The sequence below is a fragment of the Paenibacillus tyrphae genome (genome assembly GCF_000722545.1).
Lineage (GTDB): Bacteria > Bacillota > Bacilli > Paenibacillales > NBRC-103111 > Paenibacillus_G > Paenibacillus_G tyrfis.
In genome coordinates this window covers 122,933-140,661 of record NZ_JNVM01000005.1, presented here as the reverse complement: position 1 = coordinate 140,661, position 17,729 = coordinate 122,933, and the positions used below count along the sequence as shown (strand labels likewise).

13 protein-coding genes are annotated in these 17,729 nt (G+C 56.6%); all 13 read right to left on the bottom strand.

Annotation, left to right across the window (positions count from 1 at the left end; genetic code table 11):
- Positions 1-155: 155 nt before the first annotated feature.
- Positions 156-455, bottom strand: a complete 300-nt coding sequence (locus ET33_RS06350; RefSeq protein WP_036678068.1) for a hypothetical protein — start codon at positions 453-455, stop codon at positions 156-158.
- Between the two features lie 124 nt (positions 456-579).
- Positions 580-1,167, bottom strand: a complete 588-nt coding sequence (locus tag ET33_RS06345) for a pentapeptide repeat-containing protein (RefSeq protein ID WP_036678066.1) — start codon at positions 1,165-1,167, stop codon at positions 580-582.
- Between the two features lie 30 nt (positions 1,168-1,197).
- Entirely contained in the window at positions 1,198-1,845 is a 648-nt protein-coding gene (locus ET33_RS06340; protein ID WP_036678063.1) for a pyridoxamine 5'-phosphate oxidase family protein, read from the bottom strand.
- 78 nt (positions 1,846-1,923) lie between these two features.
- The gene (locus tag ET33_RS06335; RefSeq protein ID WP_036678060.1) at positions 1,924-3,243 is read right to left on the bottom strand and encodes an AAA family ATPase; all 1,320 of its coding nucleotides are present in this window, start codon (positions 3,241-3,243) and stop codon (positions 1,924-1,926) included.
- A gap of 45 nt (positions 3,244-3,288) precedes the next feature.
- Positions 3,289-4,731: an RtcB family protein gene (locus ET33_RS06330; protein ID WP_036678059.1), complete on the bottom strand. Its 1,443-nt coding sequence runs from the start codon at positions 4,729-4,731 to the stop codon at positions 3,289-3,291.
- A gap of 439 nt (positions 4,732-5,170) precedes the next feature.
- Positions 5,171-7,078, bottom strand: coding sequence for an APC family permease (locus ET33_RS06325; RefSeq protein WP_036678056.1), 1,908 nt, complete (start codon positions 7,076-7,078; stop codon positions 5,171-5,173).
- A 118-nt stretch (positions 7,079-7,196) separates the two neighbouring features.
- Positions 7,197-9,161: a dihydroorotate dehydrogenase gene (locus tag ET33_RS06320; RefSeq protein WP_036678052.1), complete on the bottom strand. Its 1,965-nt coding sequence runs from the start codon at positions 9,159-9,161 to the stop codon at positions 7,197-7,199.
- A gap of 106 nt (positions 9,162-9,267) precedes the next feature.
- The gene (locus ET33_RS06315; RefSeq protein WP_036678049.1) at positions 9,268-10,452 is read right to left on the bottom strand and encodes a response regulator; all 1,185 of its coding nucleotides are present in this window, start codon (positions 10,450-10,452) and stop codon (positions 9,268-9,270) included.
- On the bottom strand, positions 10,449-12,260 hold the full coding sequence (locus tag ET33_RS06310) for a cache domain-containing sensor histidine kinase (RefSeq protein ID WP_036678047.1): 1,812 nt from the start codon (positions 12,258-12,260) through the stop codon (positions 10,449-10,451). The genes ET33_RS06315 and ET33_RS06310 overlap by 4 nt, the downstream gene beginning before the upstream one ends.
- Before the next feature lie 95 nt (positions 12,261-12,355).
- Positions 12,356-13,243, bottom strand: coding sequence for a carbohydrate ABC transporter permease (locus tag ET33_RS06305; protein ID WP_407668083.1), 888 nt, complete (start codon positions 13,241-13,243; stop codon positions 12,356-12,358).
- Positions 13,244-13,262: 19 nt separating this feature from the next.
- Positions 13,263-14,144, bottom strand: a complete 882-nt coding sequence (locus ET33_RS06300) for a carbohydrate ABC transporter permease (protein WP_374701652.1) — start codon at positions 14,142-14,144, stop codon at positions 13,263-13,265.
- A gap of 170 nt (positions 14,145-14,314) precedes the next feature.
- On the bottom strand, positions 14,315-15,664 hold the full coding sequence (locus ET33_RS06295) for an extracellular solute-binding protein (RefSeq protein WP_036678039.1): 1,350 nt from the start codon (positions 15,662-15,664) through the stop codon (positions 14,315-14,317).
- A gap of 857 nt (positions 15,665-16,521) precedes the next feature.
- Positions 16,522-17,727, bottom strand: coding sequence for a VWA domain-containing protein (locus ET33_RS06290; protein ID WP_036678035.1), 1,206 nt, complete (start codon positions 17,725-17,727; stop codon positions 16,522-16,524).
- Positions 17,728-17,729: the final 2 nt, after the last annotated feature.

The window sequence follows — 17,729 nt, the reverse complement described above, 5'->3', positions numbered from 1 at the left end:
TGTGTACATGAAGCCTCCGACCTTTTTCTTCCTGGTGTTCCGCTATGAGCACAAGATATCCTTTTGAAGCTGCGGAGATGATCCAGCGGTATGGCTCGTTTCCTACAATAATTTTCCGGGAGCCTTTGTTTCTTAACGTCACCTGATTACCCCGCTCACCTGAACTTTAATTCATCGATAAGAAAATCGCCTTGTTCGATTTTCATCGTTTGCTTCTCTTGGGCAAAGTCCCATCCCTGCTCAATGGCATATTGAATCAAGCTGGCGCACGTATGCGGCCGATGCAGGTTGATGTACCATGTGCCCTTCCACGAAAACCGCATTTCAAAAAAGGAAGTTTTTGAAGAATACACTCTAAAGCCGACATCTTCATCACGGGGAAATTGATTAATCACACAATGAAACAAACAACCGTTTACCGTAATCTTTTTCATGTCTTTGCCGAACGATTTCATGAACCTCTCACCCCTATCACACAAAAAGGCCGCTCTCCGGCAGCCTTTCGTGCATTCCAACCTCTAAATTAAAAACTGCACATCCTTCATCTATGCGAGGGTCATCTCAGAAAACGACTAAAAATCAGTCAATAATATCAATTCCCGGTATTACCATTAATAGCGAACGTACTTCACTCAAAGGCAAGCCGCTTTCCTTAGCCAGCACACTGGCATCACCAATCATAGCGACACATTCCCGATCCTCATCCGTATAAATATCCAAAATCAGGCCGATCTTTTTCGGCCATGATTGTGAGTTCACAAAATCCCGTGCTTCCGCCGGATTAGATAAGCAAAAGCATGGCCATTTGGGAATATGAATCCCCTTCATGTCACAATTTAACAAACGGCACTCGTGCATTCGCGCAGATGAAAAATCACACTCTGATACGGATGATCTGTTTATGTCATCCCAATCGCCAAAATCGCAGCCCAAATAATTGCCCATAAACCTGACACGCGAGAAATGTGCGCCCTGAAAGTGAAAGTCCTTCAAAGCTCGCTTTTGATGGAAAATCCCTCCGTGCATCCTCAGTCCGACAAAAGTCATGCCTTTCCCATCAGCCTCCGAAATTACGGTGCAATCGTGCATCTCCAGGTTCGGACCCAAAATACTTACCCGATTTCGCTCAAGCTCAATTGTTTGGCTTGAAAGCACTTGAATATCCATTTTCTCACCTTTGTCCCCAATACCTCTAAATTAATACAACCGCTTCGTGTAGCTCTCCTGCAGCATTTGATCTACTTGATCCGCCGTAATCTCTATTTTGCCCTTGACATGGGCGGCGAGGATCTGCGCAGGGGACGGCCGATCGCCCTCCGGCAGCCAGGAGTCCGGCTTCCACAGCCCGGACCGCTTGAACGCTTTGGCACAGTGCATGAAGCATTCCTCCACCTCGACGCCGATGCCGATCAGAGGTTCCCGTCCATTCACGGCGGTCAGCTTGAGCAGCTCCGGGTCGCGGGTGACACAGGCTTTGCCGTTCACACGAAACGTTTCTTCCAAGCCAGGGATGATGAAAATCAGGCCGATGTGCGTATTGGCGATGATGTTATGAATGGTGTCCATCCGGCGGTTGCCGGGGCGCTCCGGGATGAACAAATGCCGGTCGTCCAGCACATGCACGAACCCCGGGGCATCGCCGCGCGGCGAGACGTCGCAATGTCCCTCGGCGTCGGCCGTCGCGACAGCGACAAACGGCGCTTTGGCGATAAACGCTTTGCCGTGCGCATCAAGCGCGTGGATGACTTTGTCCACCACCAGCTTACTCGGTGCTCCTCCCAAGACCGGAAGCAAGGCTTCCAGCTGCTCTTCCGTTGTGATCCGTTCCCGAAATACTTGCTCCATACCGATCACCCTCGTTTCCAGAAATGTAAGCTCATTGTAACACGTTCCGGCAAACGAGGGCGAACCTTCCGGTGATACTCAGCCGGTCGTAAATCCGACCCGGGACGATTTTTGATCGGAATGCCACAGCTGGGTGCGGCCTTTGCCAAGCTCCGTATTCATCTCGCGCACAAGCTGCTCCACATCAACGGTATGCTCGTAATGCTTGCGCAGCGCCGCCGACACATACAGCTCGCCGAGCTGCGCGAAGGTGAATCCTTCCGTCGCTCTCGCCGCCACCGCCACCGCTTCGTCGTCGAGAAGCTCGTGCAGCCGCTTCAGCAGCAGATAGCTGCGGCGCTGCTCTTCGTCCGGCAGCTTGATTTCGTAGGCCCGGTCGAAACGGCCCGCACGGTTCATCAGCGCCGGGTCGATTTTCTCCGGATAGTTCGTCGTTCCGATCAGGAAAATGCCTTCCTTCGAGGTCGCCCCGTCGAGCGTGTTCAGAAAATACGACCGTGCCGACTCCGGCATGGAATCGATATCTTCGATCACGAGTACCATCGGGGCCATGCGGACAGCCGCTTCGAACACCTCCTGAATCGAATCGCTTGTCGTGTACTCGGTAATGTGCCAATAAGCAACTGGCGCGTCCACGCTGCCCGCGATCGATTTGACCAAGGTCGTCTTGCCGTTGCCCGGCTTGCCGTACAGCAGAATGCCCCGTTTGTAGGGGAGACCGTACGTTTGGAAAAAGTGCCGGTCCTGCGCGAAAAACTCGTCGATGGAACGGTAAATTTCCGTTTTCACGCCTTCGTTCATCACCACTTCGTCACGCCTTACCCCGCGCGTCAACGATTCGCGCTCGCGGTCCAGCCCATCGCGGGTATCCTTAAATACGGTCACCTGCTCCCGGTCGTACTGCCGCTGCCGGCGGGACATATCGGTCAGGAACTCAGCCAAGCCCGCATCGGATTCCGCCCAGATGAAATCCTCGCAGGAAATGCCATGCTGCCGGAACATCGGTACCCGCGCCATGGCCACCCGGAAGCGCGGGTAGACGAACACGTTGTTGCGCAGCGACGGGAACATGCGCGGTACTTCCCCTTCCATCGCGTCTCCGAACGTGAAAGTGCGCGCCTCCACCGTATCGAAGACGGCACAAAGCCGCTCGACGTCGGGGTTCGACGCCTGTATGTCGCGCTCCAGTTGGTCCCAAAGATCTTGCCCGTAATCTTCTTGGACATATAGCTGAAAACGGGTCCGGTACTGTCCCTCCAGCCGGGCTTGGATCGACTGAATAACGAAGGCGTAATCGCCGTATTCGACGAGCTCGAGGCCCGGTAAGCCGTCGCCGGAAGCGGTAATGATCGGCTGGGGATGATTTGCTTTTTCATTTATTTTAATAACAGAACTCATAGTAGAACTATTTCCTCGTTTCATTGTTTTTGGATTAATTCGATATTAAACGCCCTTGATGCTCGCCAGCGGCTTGCATTTGGCGACGACGGACGCCAGTCCGGCTCCGACCACGCTTTCGATAATCTGATCGACGTCCTTGTACGCCTGCGGCGATTCGTCGATGATTGACTCGAGCATACGCTGGTTGACGACGATTTCGTCCGCCGTTCCGACGCGCAGTGACGATTCGAACTGATCGACGGTTACAAGCCGCTTCGTCGCGCTGCGCGAGCGAATCCGGCCGGCGCCGTGGCAGATCGAGTAATAGTTGCGTTCCCCGCCGGGCTGGCCGACCATCAAATACGACGAGGTGCCCATGGAACCGGGGATCAGGGCCGGGTGGCCGGTCGCCAGATATGGCTCCGGATTGTCCGGATGCTGCGCCGGCAGCGCCCTCGTCGCCCCTTTGCGATGCACGAATAAAGGCGTGTCGCCATGCGTCTCTTCCCAAGCGTAATTGTGCATCAGATCGTACAACGTCGTCATTTCGAACTTCGAGCCACAGACATCCCGGAACGCTTCCCGGATGGCGTATGCGATCAGGTGACGGTTCGTCACGGCATAATTCAGCGCGGAGTACATCAGATGGACGTAAGCCGCAGCCGCTTCGCTATCCAGCGGGGCAAAAATCAGCCGCGGATCGGCCGTTCCCGTCCCCATGCGGCGCATCCATTTGCCGATCTCGGAGCCGCCGTATTGGCTGACCGCACCACCCCAAGCCCTCGAACCGGAGTGGATCATGACGATGATCTGACCGTCGCGCAGTCCCCATTTTTCGGCAATGGCGCGGTTGTCCTCGTGAATCTCAATCGCCTGGATTTCGGCAAAATGGTTCCCGCTCCCGAGCGTCCCAAGCTGCCGGTGGGACCGGTGCCAGTACATCTCGGGCAGGCGGTCCAAGTGCGACTCGTCAAAAGCAAACTTGCTGTTCTCGACATGCGTGAGCGACGTCGCTTTTTTCGGCGTGTAGCCGTCCGGGATGTATTTTTTGGGGAGACCGTGCAGTCCTTTGCGCAGCACGTGCTCCAGCCGGATGTCTGAGAAGTGCCCGCGGGCATGCTCTTCGGAAGGCAGTACCTTCTCGATCGCCTTGACCAGCTTGCGCCGCAGCTTCACCTCCTGCAGATCGTCCCGGTGCAGATTCGTCAGGTGAACGCGCATCCCGCAGCCGATATCGCTGCCGACAATCGACGGGGAGACGTAGCCGTTCGCGGCTTCCCACACCGCCGTCGTGCCTATGCACGTGCCGACGCCTACGTGCACGTCCGGCGTATAGCTCATGTAGAGCCGGTTCGGAATTTGCAGATTGTTATTGGCCATGTCGAACACTTTGTAATCCAGCGCTTCGAACAGCCTGTCTCCGGCAAAAACGTGCAGATCGCCCGCCGGCAGCTGCACCTTGCGGTAATATTTTTCGTTTAATGGTTGATCGTTGTAAGTAAACATAAATGATGACAAACTTCCTTCCTGTTTCTCTTATTCCGGTAAAAATGAATGCAAAAAGACCGTAAGCCATAAGCCTACGGTCGTCATGTCACGCGTCTATGCGTACGATAGCATGGAGCAAGCTCACAGCTCACTGCGCTGCTCTTCATGCCGTTGTATCGATGCAAACGAAGGACCCTGCCGGAACGTACATGAAATGAACGTGCCGGGGGTTGCTCTCGCTTACGTCGGGCCCGTAGAGGCCGATGGAACGAATTCCGGTATGCGATTGTCGCTCAAACGGTCGGACAACAAAACATCATGGCGGATCATGTGGATCGGCCTCCTTTCTCCATTCAAGATACGGTTATCATAAACGCGGAAGGGAAACTTTGTCAATCATAAAACAAAAACTATTTTTTCGTTTATATTTGTTTTTTCTATTGCATGCCGGTTGTCGCTACTTTCGCAAATGATAAGGCACCGTCGTAATGACGACGTCTTTGTTCCTGAAAAACCAGGAACGGAGAAGCAGCGCGCTTTGATTGTGCAGCATGTTGTGCCACCACCGTCTCGGAATAAACTGGGGCAGGATCAAATGAATACGGTCCGGATGGCCTTCCTTGTCCTCCAGCTTGCCGATATATTGGGAAATCGGAGAGAGCAGGGAGCGAAACTCTCCCCGGAGCGTAACCAATGGGAAAGGATTGCCCCACTCCTCCCATTTTTGCTTCATCCTCTCAATCGATTCCTCGTCAAATCCGACGAACAGCGCCGTGACATCGGTATTCAAGCTTTTGGCGAAAGAAACGGTGTGGTAGACGACGCGGTGCACGCCGGAAACCAGAACGATTGTCCGCACGCGGTGAGCTTCCGGCTTCATCCGGGAAGGATCAATTCGCAGCTCCTCTGCGACCTGGTTATAATGACGGCGAACGGCGACGGAAAACAAAATAATCGTGGGAAGCACGATTAACACGATCCAAGCCCCGTCCACAAATTTCGTGACGGCGAAAATTATGGCGACAATCGCGGTAACGACTGTCCCGACCCCATTGACCGCAAGCTTTGTTTTCCACAGCCGCCCTTTGACCTTCATCCAACGCATACATAGCCCGATTTGCGCAATCGTAAACGATAGAAATACCCCGATGGCATATAGAGGAATCAAGGCGTTGGTCTGCGCATGGAAAATTTCGATCAAAATAATGGCGACCCCGGCCAGCAAAATAATGCCGTTCGAGTAGCCCAGCCGGTCTCCGCGGTTCGTTAGCGCCCGGGGTAAAAAGCCGTCGCTTGCCACAAGCGCCGACAGCTGCGGAAAACCCGTAAACGTGGAATTCGCGGCCAGAATCAGGACGATAAACGTCGACCAGATGATGATTTGGTACAGCGGTCCTTTACCGAAATAGCTTTGAGCAAGCTGCGACAGCATCGTATTGGTGGGGTTTACCGTAATCCCCTTCACATATAGATGATACGCAAAGCCCAGCAGCGTAACTCCCGTTATCGCCCCCAAGGCCAGATACGTTTTGACGGCGCTTCTTTGTTTCGGGTCCCGGAAGATGGGCACCGCATTGGAAATGGTTTCGATCCCCGTCAAGGCGGAGCAAGCGGAGCTGAACGCTTTGAGCACCAGCAGCAGCGTCAGCCCTTGGGGAACGGTGCCGAGGCTCGGCGTCTGGGGCTGGACGAAGCCATGGCGGAATTCGTCGAGGAACCCCGCGGCAATCAGCCAAAGCATGCATCCCATAAAAAAGAACGTCGGCCAAGCGAAAATCGTCGCGGATTCCGCCACTCCCCGCAAATTCACCAACAGAAGCATAACAACGCATAAAACGGCAAGCGCCGTCTTATAAGGCCCGATGGCGGGATACGCCGAGGCTACGGCTTGGACGGCAGCGGAGACAGACACGGCGACGGTCAAAATATAATCGACCAGCAAGGAGGCGGAGGCAACGAGAGAAGGCAGCGGCCTTTTAAAATTATCCTTGGCGATCGCGTAAGCGCCGCCTCCGTTCGGATAAGCGAGAACTCCCATAATATACGAAACGATCAAAATGGCGAGCAAAATGACCGTCGAGGCCGTAATCGGGAGAATCACCCATTTGGCATCCGGTCCGAGTCCGGCAAGCTCCGTCATTCCGGATTCCGGGCCGTACGATACGGACGAATATAAATCGGCGGAAAGGATCGGCAGCGCCATGATCCAAAACAGCTTGTTGTGCTGGGCATTCAGCTCCTTCAGGCGCATCGGGCGGCCGATAATAATCCGTTTGATGCTGATGAAGTTCGAGACGGAATACCACATGGTTACGATCACAATGGCGATAATGACCGCTTCGATGGCCAGAGAATGATGAATCATGCTGCCCCACCTTTTGTGCGAATGATTTCCACTGTCCCGTTTATTTTCCCCGTTCGCCATTTTTTTACTACAAAAACCTATTTCCCCTGTCATGTGGTAGCAAAAAAAGACATCGTCCTCATTCGGGAACGATGTCTTGGGTAAGCACGGCGTCTGTCGACGGTCCGCTTCGCGCGGGCCGCCGCATCAAATACGGATACAGCAGAATCAAGCCGCCTGCATACAGCAGGAAGGCGAAGTACGCGGGAAGCAGATGCACGAAATCGGTGTAGCCGATTTGAAAATGCACGCTGAGGCCCGCTAAAAAGCCGGGCAAACCGCCCAGCATGAGCGTCCACCATACCCAGCGCTGGCCTTGGCCGATCCCCCACAAAGCGATGATCAGCACGGCGAGGGCGTTCGAGAACAGAGCGCCGCCGAAGCCCGCCCGGTCGTGCGCGATCAGCGGGATCAAGCGCTCGTTGATGTCCGTGAGCATCTCCGCCGAAGCGCATAAATAAGCGAGGTCCGTCGGGACGAAGACGAAGGTGATTCCGACGCCTGCGATCACGACGCCGCCGACGGCTAGCGCGAAGCCGAGCGTAACGAACAGAAGCTGGCCCCATTGGGCTTGCCGCCAGATCCGGTCGTTCGCCACATTCGGCGGATCGTATGAAGGCCGGTCGGCCCGCGTCCGCATGGACAGAATGAACATCGGCAGCAGCACCGCCGCCACCAGCGCATGCAGCGGGTCGAAATACCCGTACCCGAGGTACAGGAAAAAGCTGCTGAAGCCGACCAGACCGGAGGTCGTCAAGGCGGTTTTCGTCCAGTGCAGCCCTTTTCTCAGCCCGTGCCGGGCCAATTGGTAATACAAGATGCCGATGGAGATCATCGTTCCCGCCAGCGTGACCCGGTCGTGCGACATAAAGCCGAGCAGCCAGCGGTTCGCCTGTCCGAGCATCGTCTGATCCATGCCGAGATACAGCACATCGTACGGCAGCATGACCGACGTCGCCGCGATCATCCAAGCCAAAATGCCGCCGATGACCATGCCGAGGCCGAGCAGGCACATCCAGCCCCAGTCCCGCCAAAAGGACGCTTCCGGCGGACTCTCCGCTTCCCGCACCTTCTCGTAGATCAGCGCTTCGTTGATCCGCTTCGGCAGCCCCGGCCCGGAGTAGACGAGCCCGCTGTGAAGCTGCACGCCATCCGCTCCCGCTTCCACCGCCAGCAGCGCGTCCCGGGGCTCGTGGATGCCCCCGGCCAAAACGATCGTCAGCTCCGGTCCGGCAAGCTGCCGAAGCTGCTTCACCCGTTCCACGCCCGGCGCAAGGGCCTCCCGTCCGATGACGAAGCCCTCGGGCGTCCGCACGGCATCGCCCACAACGATGCCCTCCCATGCCGCCGCATCGAGCAGCGCTTTCAGCCGTTCCGCCGGGTCATCCGGCGCCACGTACAGCAGCAGCGGCTTCCCCGGGGCTACCTCCCGGGACGCCTGCCGGACCGCGCTTAGATACGCTGCCGTCTCTTCCGGCGGCCAGCCCGTATCGACGCTGTCGATGTAGAACGCGGCGGCCCAAGGGGCAAGCCGCTCCATCATCCGCCGCAGCTCCGTCTGCGCCTGTTCCGGTGAAGCGCCCGGCATCGGCCGCAGCCGGAACATCAGCGGCAGCCGGTGCCCCTGCTTGCGCTGCATGCACCGGACGAGCTTTTCCAGCCCTTCGTTCACGCCGACGTTCGGATACAGCAGCGCTTCGCGGGACACCTCTCTCCGAATGGGACGATCGTCCGTTACTTCCCGGACCGTCACCGGGCCGATCTCAATAAAGCCGAACCCGAATTGAGCCAGCGCCCGATGCGCCGTGCCGTGAACATCCAGTCCGCCGCTGAGACCGACGGGATATTTCAGGCGCAGTCCCCCGCACGCCTCGCTTTCCAGAATCGGGTGCGACTCCATATGCCCGAGCGTCTTAATGACCAGCGTTCCCCCGGGCAGTCTGCTGAGCAGGCCCATAGCGCCTAGCGTGAAATCCCTGGCCGTCTTGGCGGGCAGTTCGAACAACAACGGGCGAAACAACGTCTGATACGACCAATCCGGCATCCTCTCACTCCCGTACTCCGTCATCCATATGCTGCCATTGTATCACGCGCCGGGGTTGTTTTGTCCATAGCGGGACATGATCGTCAAACATCGGGCCTAACGGCCGTTAACCGCGCCCTGCTCCCATCGACAAACGCTGCCGGAACTCCGTCGGCGTCTGCATGAATTTTTTGCGGAACACCTGCGTAAAATGCCGCATGTCCTGGTAGCCGATCCGCTCGGCTACGTCGGCGAGCCTCAGCTGCGGGTCCTGCAGCAATTCCTTAGCCCGTTCCATCCGCAGGTGGATGACGTATTCCTTATACCCCTGACCGGTCTTTTGCTTGAAAAGCTGGCTGAAATAGACCGGGTTCAAGTACACAACGGACGCCACCTTCTCCAAGGACAGGTCGCTGTGGAAATACATGCGGATATATTGCAGCGCCACCTCGACAGGGCTGTCTCCGCAGGACTCGCGTTCGGACGCAGCCGCGGGCGCCGCCGTCCGGGACCGCAGCCGCCTTACCTGCTCCGGCACCGACCGGATATCCGTCACCGGCCCGCTGTGAACGATCTGGAACGGTACCTTCACATAGCGCTTCAAGTGGGCATGAAGCTCCTCGTGGAACGCTTCGACCGCCGTACCCGGACGCAGCGCCGCAAGCCCGAGCAGATGATGGCTGTCCAGACTGGCGGCGAATCCGTCCCCCCGCATCTCGATCAGCTCGGATAGCACGTTGTCGACGATAAAATGCTCCAGATGCGCTTTTCCCGGACTGCCCAGCGCGACCAAAACCAAGTGAAATTCGGGATAACTCCGTTCGAAAGCCGACATGTCGAAGCGGCCGATATCGAGCCCCGCCGCCCAGCGCTGGAATACCGCCTCGCGCAAATACTTCAGGTTTTGCTTCAAAAGCTGGCTTTCCGCCGAGACGGCATGCTCTTCGCGCAGCTCTTCCCGCAGCGTATGAATGAGCTCGACCAGCCGCTCTTTGCCGATCGGCTTCAGCAAGTAATCCCGGGCTCCGAGCCGGACTGCTTCCTGCGCATACGCAAATTCCGAGTGCGCGGAGATGACGACCCATTTCACCTGCGGGTGCCTGCGGCGGGTAAGCCGCATCAATTCCAGTCCGGTCATTCCCGGCATCAAAATATCCGTCAACACGACGTCGATCCGGCAGGAGGCGAGCGTCTCTACCGCTTCCTCCGGTGAGGCGGCCAAATGCACTTCCGCGTCCGGAAACGCGCCCCGCACCGTGCGTTTGATCCCTTCCCGAATCACCTTTTCGTCATCCACAATGAGCAGCTTCATGCTTCCGTTCCCCCTTCCCCGGGCAGCGGCATCGAGATCGTCACCGTCGTTCCAGTCCCCGGCGAGCTATCGATTTGCAGCCCATACGCTTCTCCGAACATCAGCCCCAGCCGGCGGTGCACGTTCTGCAGACCGATCCCGCCGCGCCGCGATTCCCCGGCCTTCACCGCCGCAGCCTCTTCTCCCATCGGCACGGCATTCGTTCCGAGCGAACGCCGCAGCCGGTCGAGCACATGCGGCTCCATGCCGCTGCCGTTATCTTCCACATACAGCCGGAGCCGTCGGTCGTCCGCCTTCGCGTAGACACGCAGTACGCCGGGGCGATCAAGTCGCTCAAGTCCGTGCTTGACCGCGTTCTCGATTACCGGCTGCAGCGTCATCTTCGGCAACCGGATGTTTTCCCACCGGGGATCGACGTCCATCTCGACGGAGACCCTTCCTTCAAGCCGCGCTTCGATGATCGTCAGATAGTCCCGGATCTGCTCCAGCTCGTCGCGCAGCCGAACCTCGGAAGAGCCTTCCCAATGACTGCTGTAGCGGAACATATGTGAAAGCGATAACACAACTTTGCCGAGCCGTTCGTTCCCTTTTTCGTCAAGCATCCAATAGATCATGTCGAGCGTGTTATACAGAAAATGCGGGTTCACCTGCGATTGGAGCGCCAGCAGTTGGGCATTTTTTTCGCTGATGGACACCGCTTTGACTCTTTCGATCAATTCGTCCATCCGGTTGACCATCTGGTTGAAGGACGCTACCAGGATGTTGATTTCTTCATACGACTTAACGTGCAGCAGACCGCGGAAATTGCCGCGCTCCACCTGCCTCATCTGCTGAATGAGCCGCTTGAGCGGAGACGAAATCGTCCGCGATACAAACGTCGCCAGCGCCGTTGAGACGACGACGAGCACGGAGATGACCAGCAGCAAAAAGCGCTTCATCTGATCCTGCTCCACGTTCAGATCGGCATCCGGCGTCGAGCTGACGACCTGCCAATCCGCCATGGACGGCTTGGACGCGACGATCAGACGCCCCGCCTGCGGATCGACCCGGACCTCGCCGTCGCCGAGCGCATCGCTCCAATAGTCCGCGACGGAAAGCTCCTTCGGCGTCTGTGCGGACACGGCCATCACCTGCCTCGCCTTCGACAGGATATAGACCTCGCTCCGCGGGCTCAGGCTCAGGTTCGCAAGCCCCGACAAGATCGGCTTCGGGTCCGTCTCAATGAGCACGATGCCGATCGGCCGATGCTCGTGCAGATCGTAAAGCGGCCGCCCGAAGGCGAACACGGGCCTTTTCTCCGCCTGATCGATGATCGAATGCTCTTTGACGCCGAACCATACCATTTCGCCGGACGATTCGCGTATGCTCCGGTACCACGAGGAGTTCGCGAAGCCGGGGTCAATGACGCTCATCGAGTTGCCGTAGCTGTAGATCGCACCCGAATTCGCCACGACATGAATGCCGATCATATCTTCCCGGGAGTAATAGATCGCCCCGATCAGATTCGTGATCGTCCGTTCGTTGATCATGCGCAGCGCGGAATCCTGCGTCGGCGGCACCTGCAGCAGCCGCTGCAAATCCGGGTTGCCGTTCAGCGACTTGGTCAGGCTGTCGTACCCTTTGAGCAGCAGGTCGAACAAGTCCATCGTTTGCGAAAAGTTTTTTTGCGCGATCTCCCCAATCTTCTGGTGTAGTTGATCCGTTGTCCGCTTGTAATACAGCGCGCTGACGATAAGCAGCAGCCCGAGCATGCAAAACAGGAACAGCAGAAACAGACGGGTATGAATGGAATGAAGACCTCGCTTCAACCGGAAACTCCCCTTTCCGTATCCTTACTGTTCCTATCATATCACGCGAGATTGGAGGGCGAATATGGGGTTTATCCTCCGCCCGCTTCCGCTTCCTACCCTTTTACCGCTCCCGCCACCATGCCTTTCGTAATCCGCTCCGATAATGCAAAATAGATGATGATGACCGGCAGCGCCCCAAGCACGAGAAGCGCCCCGATTGCGCCATAATTGACCGAATATTGGCCGATGAAGCTGTTGACCCCGAATGGCAGCGTCTTAAGCTTCTCCGACGAAATGAACGTCGCCGCCAAAATGTACTCGTTCCAGATCGAGATAAAGGTCAGGATGCACACCGTCATGATCGGCGGAACCGAGACCGGCATAATGATGTTGCGGAACGTCCGGTACACGCTGGCCCCGTCCATGATGGCGGATTCTTCGATTTCATACGGGATCGATTTCATGAATCCGCTCAAGACGAACACCGCAATCGGAGTCGAGAACGTAATGTAGGGCAAAATCAAAGCCAAATGCGTATTGAGAATGCCGATGTTTTTGAAAATGATCATGAGGGGTAGCAGCGTGGCTTGAAGCGGAATCATGATGCCGATCAGAAACACCGTCATGACCAGCGTGCCGTAGCGCCAGCGAAATCGCGTGATCGCATAAGCGACCATCGCGCTTAGGATGATGACCAGCGCCACCGTTACTGAGGTAACGAGCAGGCTGTTGAACAAATATTGCAGGTAATGCCCCCCCTCGTAGGCATCCTTGTAGTTCTGCCACCGCAGCTCGCGGGGCAAGGAAAAGAAGCTGCCATCCAATATTTCTTCGTTCGTTTTGAACGAATACAGCACCAGCCAGACGAGCGGATACAATTGCGTGACGAACAGGACGGACAGGAACGGCAGCACCGCCGCCTTTTTCCACTTGAACGTCTTGCTCCGCAGGCGTATGGAAGTTCGCTGCACGGCCGCATTCGGAGATGAATTTATCGAAATTGGAACATCCCTCCCGTCCTTAAGATAGCTTGCTCTCGATCCGCCGGAATACCGCATTCAGCAGCAGCGTGGCGGCCAGACACTCGATGACCAGAAACACCGCCATCGCGCTGCCGTAGCCGTACCGCATCGACAGGAACGACATGTTGTACATGTGGGTGGACGTCACGTCCGTTGCATGGGCCGGACCGCCTCCGGTCATGACCATGATCATGTCGAACGCTTGCAGCGAGCCGATGATGGCGAGCACCAGTGAGATTTTGAAAATCGGGATGACCATCGGGAACGTAATGTAGCGGTCCGCCGTAAAGCCCTCCGCCCCGTCAATCCGCGCCGCTTCGTAGATTTCGGACGGAATGTTCTGGATACCCGTGAACTGGATCAGCACATGGTAACCGAGATACTGCCACAGCGCGACGAAATACAGCGCGATCATCGCCGTATTCGGATCGGTCAGCCACGGCTTCGCCCACGAATCCAAGCCGACCATCATCAGCAGTTGGTTCAGCATGCCTCCGAGCGAAGCGGGGTTGTAAACCGTTTTCCATAGCTGACCTACGACGACAACGGATAAAATGACCGGCAGAAAGTAGCTGGAAACGAGAAAATTAGGCTTGCGCACGTAACGGCTGATCAGGATGGCGACGAACAGCGCGATCGGAATCTCTGCCATGGAAAATACAGCGAACATCAGCGTGCGGCCTACGGACGGCCAAAACACCGCATCCTTCGTAAACAGCTCCTTGAAATTGTCCAGCCCGATAAACCGCGCTTCGCCGATGCCGTTCCAATCCAGCATGGCGCTGTAGAACGACACAAGGATCGGCACGAACACCAGACCGATATAGAGCAGCAGGCAGGGAAGAACGAAGACGGCGATCGTCCGCCGGGAAACCTTCATGGCATGCACGGCTCAAGGGCACCTCCTTTGGCAAAATGTGACTGGTAGTGTGTAGCATGAGATGATCGAAGCGAAACCTATTGATTTCGTTTTTTTGTTTGGGCAAGGGAACGCGCGCCTCTCCGGCGCGCGCTGCGGCAATATTGCTGGATTCCGATTCCGGCCCGTCGTTACTTGTTGTTCGTTTCGAAGGCGGTCTGATGCTCTTTGCCGACATCCTTCGGATCTTTTTTCTGAACGAACAAATTCTGGATGCTGGTCAAATGCGCCTGCGCCGTTCCCGGATTCATCGTGTTATCGAAGGCGAGATCGCCGCCCTGTATGTTTTTGAACAGCTCCAGGATATCCATGGCAAGCTGCGAATAGCCAGCCGCCTTGAAGTCGCCTTCCACCTTCTGCCCAATCCCGACGGCGTTCTTCATCTCGAAGGATACCTTCGGGAAGTTGACCATGAAGTAATTGAGGAATTCCTTTGTCTCCTTCAAATGCTTGCTCGTTGCCGATACGGCGAAGGCGCTGCCGGGAGCGATCATGTACTGATCGGGGTTGCCCTTGCCCCCCACGGTCGGGAACTTGAAGACGCCGATTTTGCCCTTTACCGACGAATCGTCGATCGCGCCGGTGGCCCAGGTTCCCATGATATACATCGCGCTTTTGCCCGTCTTGAACAGATTCTCTCCCGCATTGTAGTCGAACGAGGTCGCTCCTTCCTGGAACGCGCCCGCCTGCACTATATCCTGGAACTTGCTTGCCGCATCGGTAAATGCCGAATCGCCGAACGTCTTCTTCTTGTCCAGCACGTCCTTTAGGAAGCCGGGACCGTTATTCGTGCGAAGCAGCATGTTCATGAACAGGAACGACCCGGTCCAGCTGTCCTTTTCCCCGATGGCGATCGGCGTAATGCCTTTGGCTTTCAGCTTCTTGACGACTTCGATCATTTCTTCGAACGTCTTCGGCACTTCGACGCCCGCTTGACTGAACAGCTCTTTGTTATAGAAGACGAGCGCAATATTGTTGCCGTCCGGAAGCGCATACACGTTATTGTTAAACGAATAGTAGTCGAGGATGCCTTTTTGGAACGTATCCTTCAGCCCGTTCTGGTCAAGCATATCGTTCAGCGGCGCGAGCAGGCCCGCATCGACGAACGGCTTCATCTGCGCGGCGGGGTTCACAATCGTGATGTCCGGCACTTCTTTGGCTGCGGCTTGCGTTTTGAGCTTCAGCTTTTGCTGGTCGGTATTGAGGGAATCCAGCTCGATCTTAATATTCGGATGCGCTGCGGTATAATCCGCGACGATCTTTTTCATGATTTTATGATTCGGTGCGGTCGGGTCCGGATAAATGTTCTGGAACGTGATCGTTACCGCGCCCGACTTGTCCTTCTCCTTCGCCGCCTCTCCGCTTGACCCTGCGCCGCCGCTGCCTGCCGCCGATTTATTCGCGTCCGTTCCGCACGCGGCGAGACTTACGGCCAGCGACCCGGCCAAGGCGACCTGCGCCCACTTCATCACTTTTGCCATCGTTCTTTTCCCCCTCTAGTTTAATAAGCTCATTATGGCGGATACGGTTCAATCGAACAATGCATGAACTTCAGGAATGAGGTTTGATTTTTTCAGGTAGCGAGGGGCAGGGCCGAGACGGAAGAGGCGAGGATATGGCGGGATGTGTGGGGGGATATGATGGGATAAGGTGACTGGCTGGGGACACACGATAGGTGCTGGGCGGGGACTGGATTCAGGTGGACGGGATACGAATGAGACGGAGGTGGGATGCGGGCGGGATACGACGTAGCGGGGCATAAGCGGGACATGAGCGGAGTGTGTGAAACGACGCAGAAGGGAATAGCAGAATGGACACAGGTGTCATACCGCTAGAATGAGCAAATTGCGTGCAGGATTGAGCTGATATAACTGGACACGAGCGGAGGTTGAGCGGAGCGTAACAGGACGTAGGGCGGTAAGCATAATAAGTCTGGAATCCGGGTGAGGGACGCAAGCGAGACGGAACGCCATCTTCCAAATAGAGGAACCCACGTTCCTCTAAGCCGGTCAATTTAGCCGATCTGCGATAATTAGCGGAACTGTAGTGTTTCTATCGGGCCGAAATCCACGGCAACGAAAGTTTTTCGACACCGATAAAGCATCCTGCTTCCTCTATGTGCCGATAGCGTGCCAAAATCTAGAATTAGCGCATCAGAGTTCCTCTAGTTATACCGCCCTCCGAGTGTTACCTAGCGCTTCGACTCCACCGTTCTGCGGATTGTCGACTTCGCTGTTGCAACTGCAAGAATCCCCCAATCGAGCAAAAAAAGCGGCCGGGCAAAAACATCCTCTGCCCGACCGCTACCTTCAACCTTTTGCCTCAACCGTCGTACAATCTACTTCTTCGCATCCTTCCCCGCCTTCACGGCGAGCTCTTGCAAATTCCGTCCTTGCAGCGCGCCTTCGATCAGCTCGGGGAGCAGATCCGGCGTGCAGCCGAAGCATGGAATGCCGAGCTGCGCAAGCGACTTGGCGACCTGCTCGTCATACGATGGAACGCCGCTGTCCGATAGGGCCAGCAAGCAAAGCGCCTGCACGCCTGCCTGCCGCATTTCCCCCATCCGGCGAATCAACGCGGCCCGATTCCCGCCCTCGTACAGGTCGGAGATCAAAATAAACAGCGTCTTCTTCGGCTCGGTGATGAACTGCTCGCAGTAGGCGACCGACTTGTTAATGTCCGTCCCCCCTCCGAGCTGAATGCCGAACAACATATCGACGGGGTCGTCCGCGCACTGCTCCGTCAAATCGACAACCTCCGTATCGAAAACGACGACACGGGTGTCGAGCGCCGGCAGGCTGGCAAAAATCGAGCCGACCACGGAGGCGTAAATAACGGAGTCGGCCATCGATCCGCTCTGGTCGATATCCAAAATGACCGTCCATTCTTTGCTTCTACGGGCGCGGTCGAAGAAATAAAATCGCTCCGGGATCAGCCGCTTTGTTTCCGTATCGTAATGCTTCAGATTGGCGCGGATGGTCTTTTTCCAATCCATCCCCGATAAGGACGGAAGCGGCGAATGCTTCCGGCGGTTCAAAGCGCCGGTGACGGCCTGACGGATGTCGTGCTCCAGCCTCTTGGCGATTTCCTCCACCACGGCTTTCACGAGCTGCCGTGCCGTGTCCTTCGTCTTCTCGGGAATTTTGCCGCGCAGCGCCATGAGCGTCGCGACCATGCGGATATCCGGCTTCACCTGCGCCAGCGTTTCCGGTTCGAACAGCAGCTGCGTCAGCCCTTTGCGCTCGATGGCGTCGGCTTGAATAACCGAGACGATGTCCGAAGGAAAAAAGGTGCGGATATCCGCGAGCCACTTCGCCACCTTGGGCGATGAGGGGCCCCGCCCCGCAGAACGCGGCCCCGAGGAGGCGTCGGCTTCCAGCCCCGTGCCCCCGGTGCCGTCGTAGATGGCCGCCAGCGCTTCGTCCAATATTTTCGCCTCGCCGTCCAGCAAGCCGTCTCCTTGCGAGTATTCTGCGAGCTTTTCTTCGGACGCGTCTCCGAGAATCAGTCTCCAACGTTGCAACGCTTTATTTTGATCCGTCATCG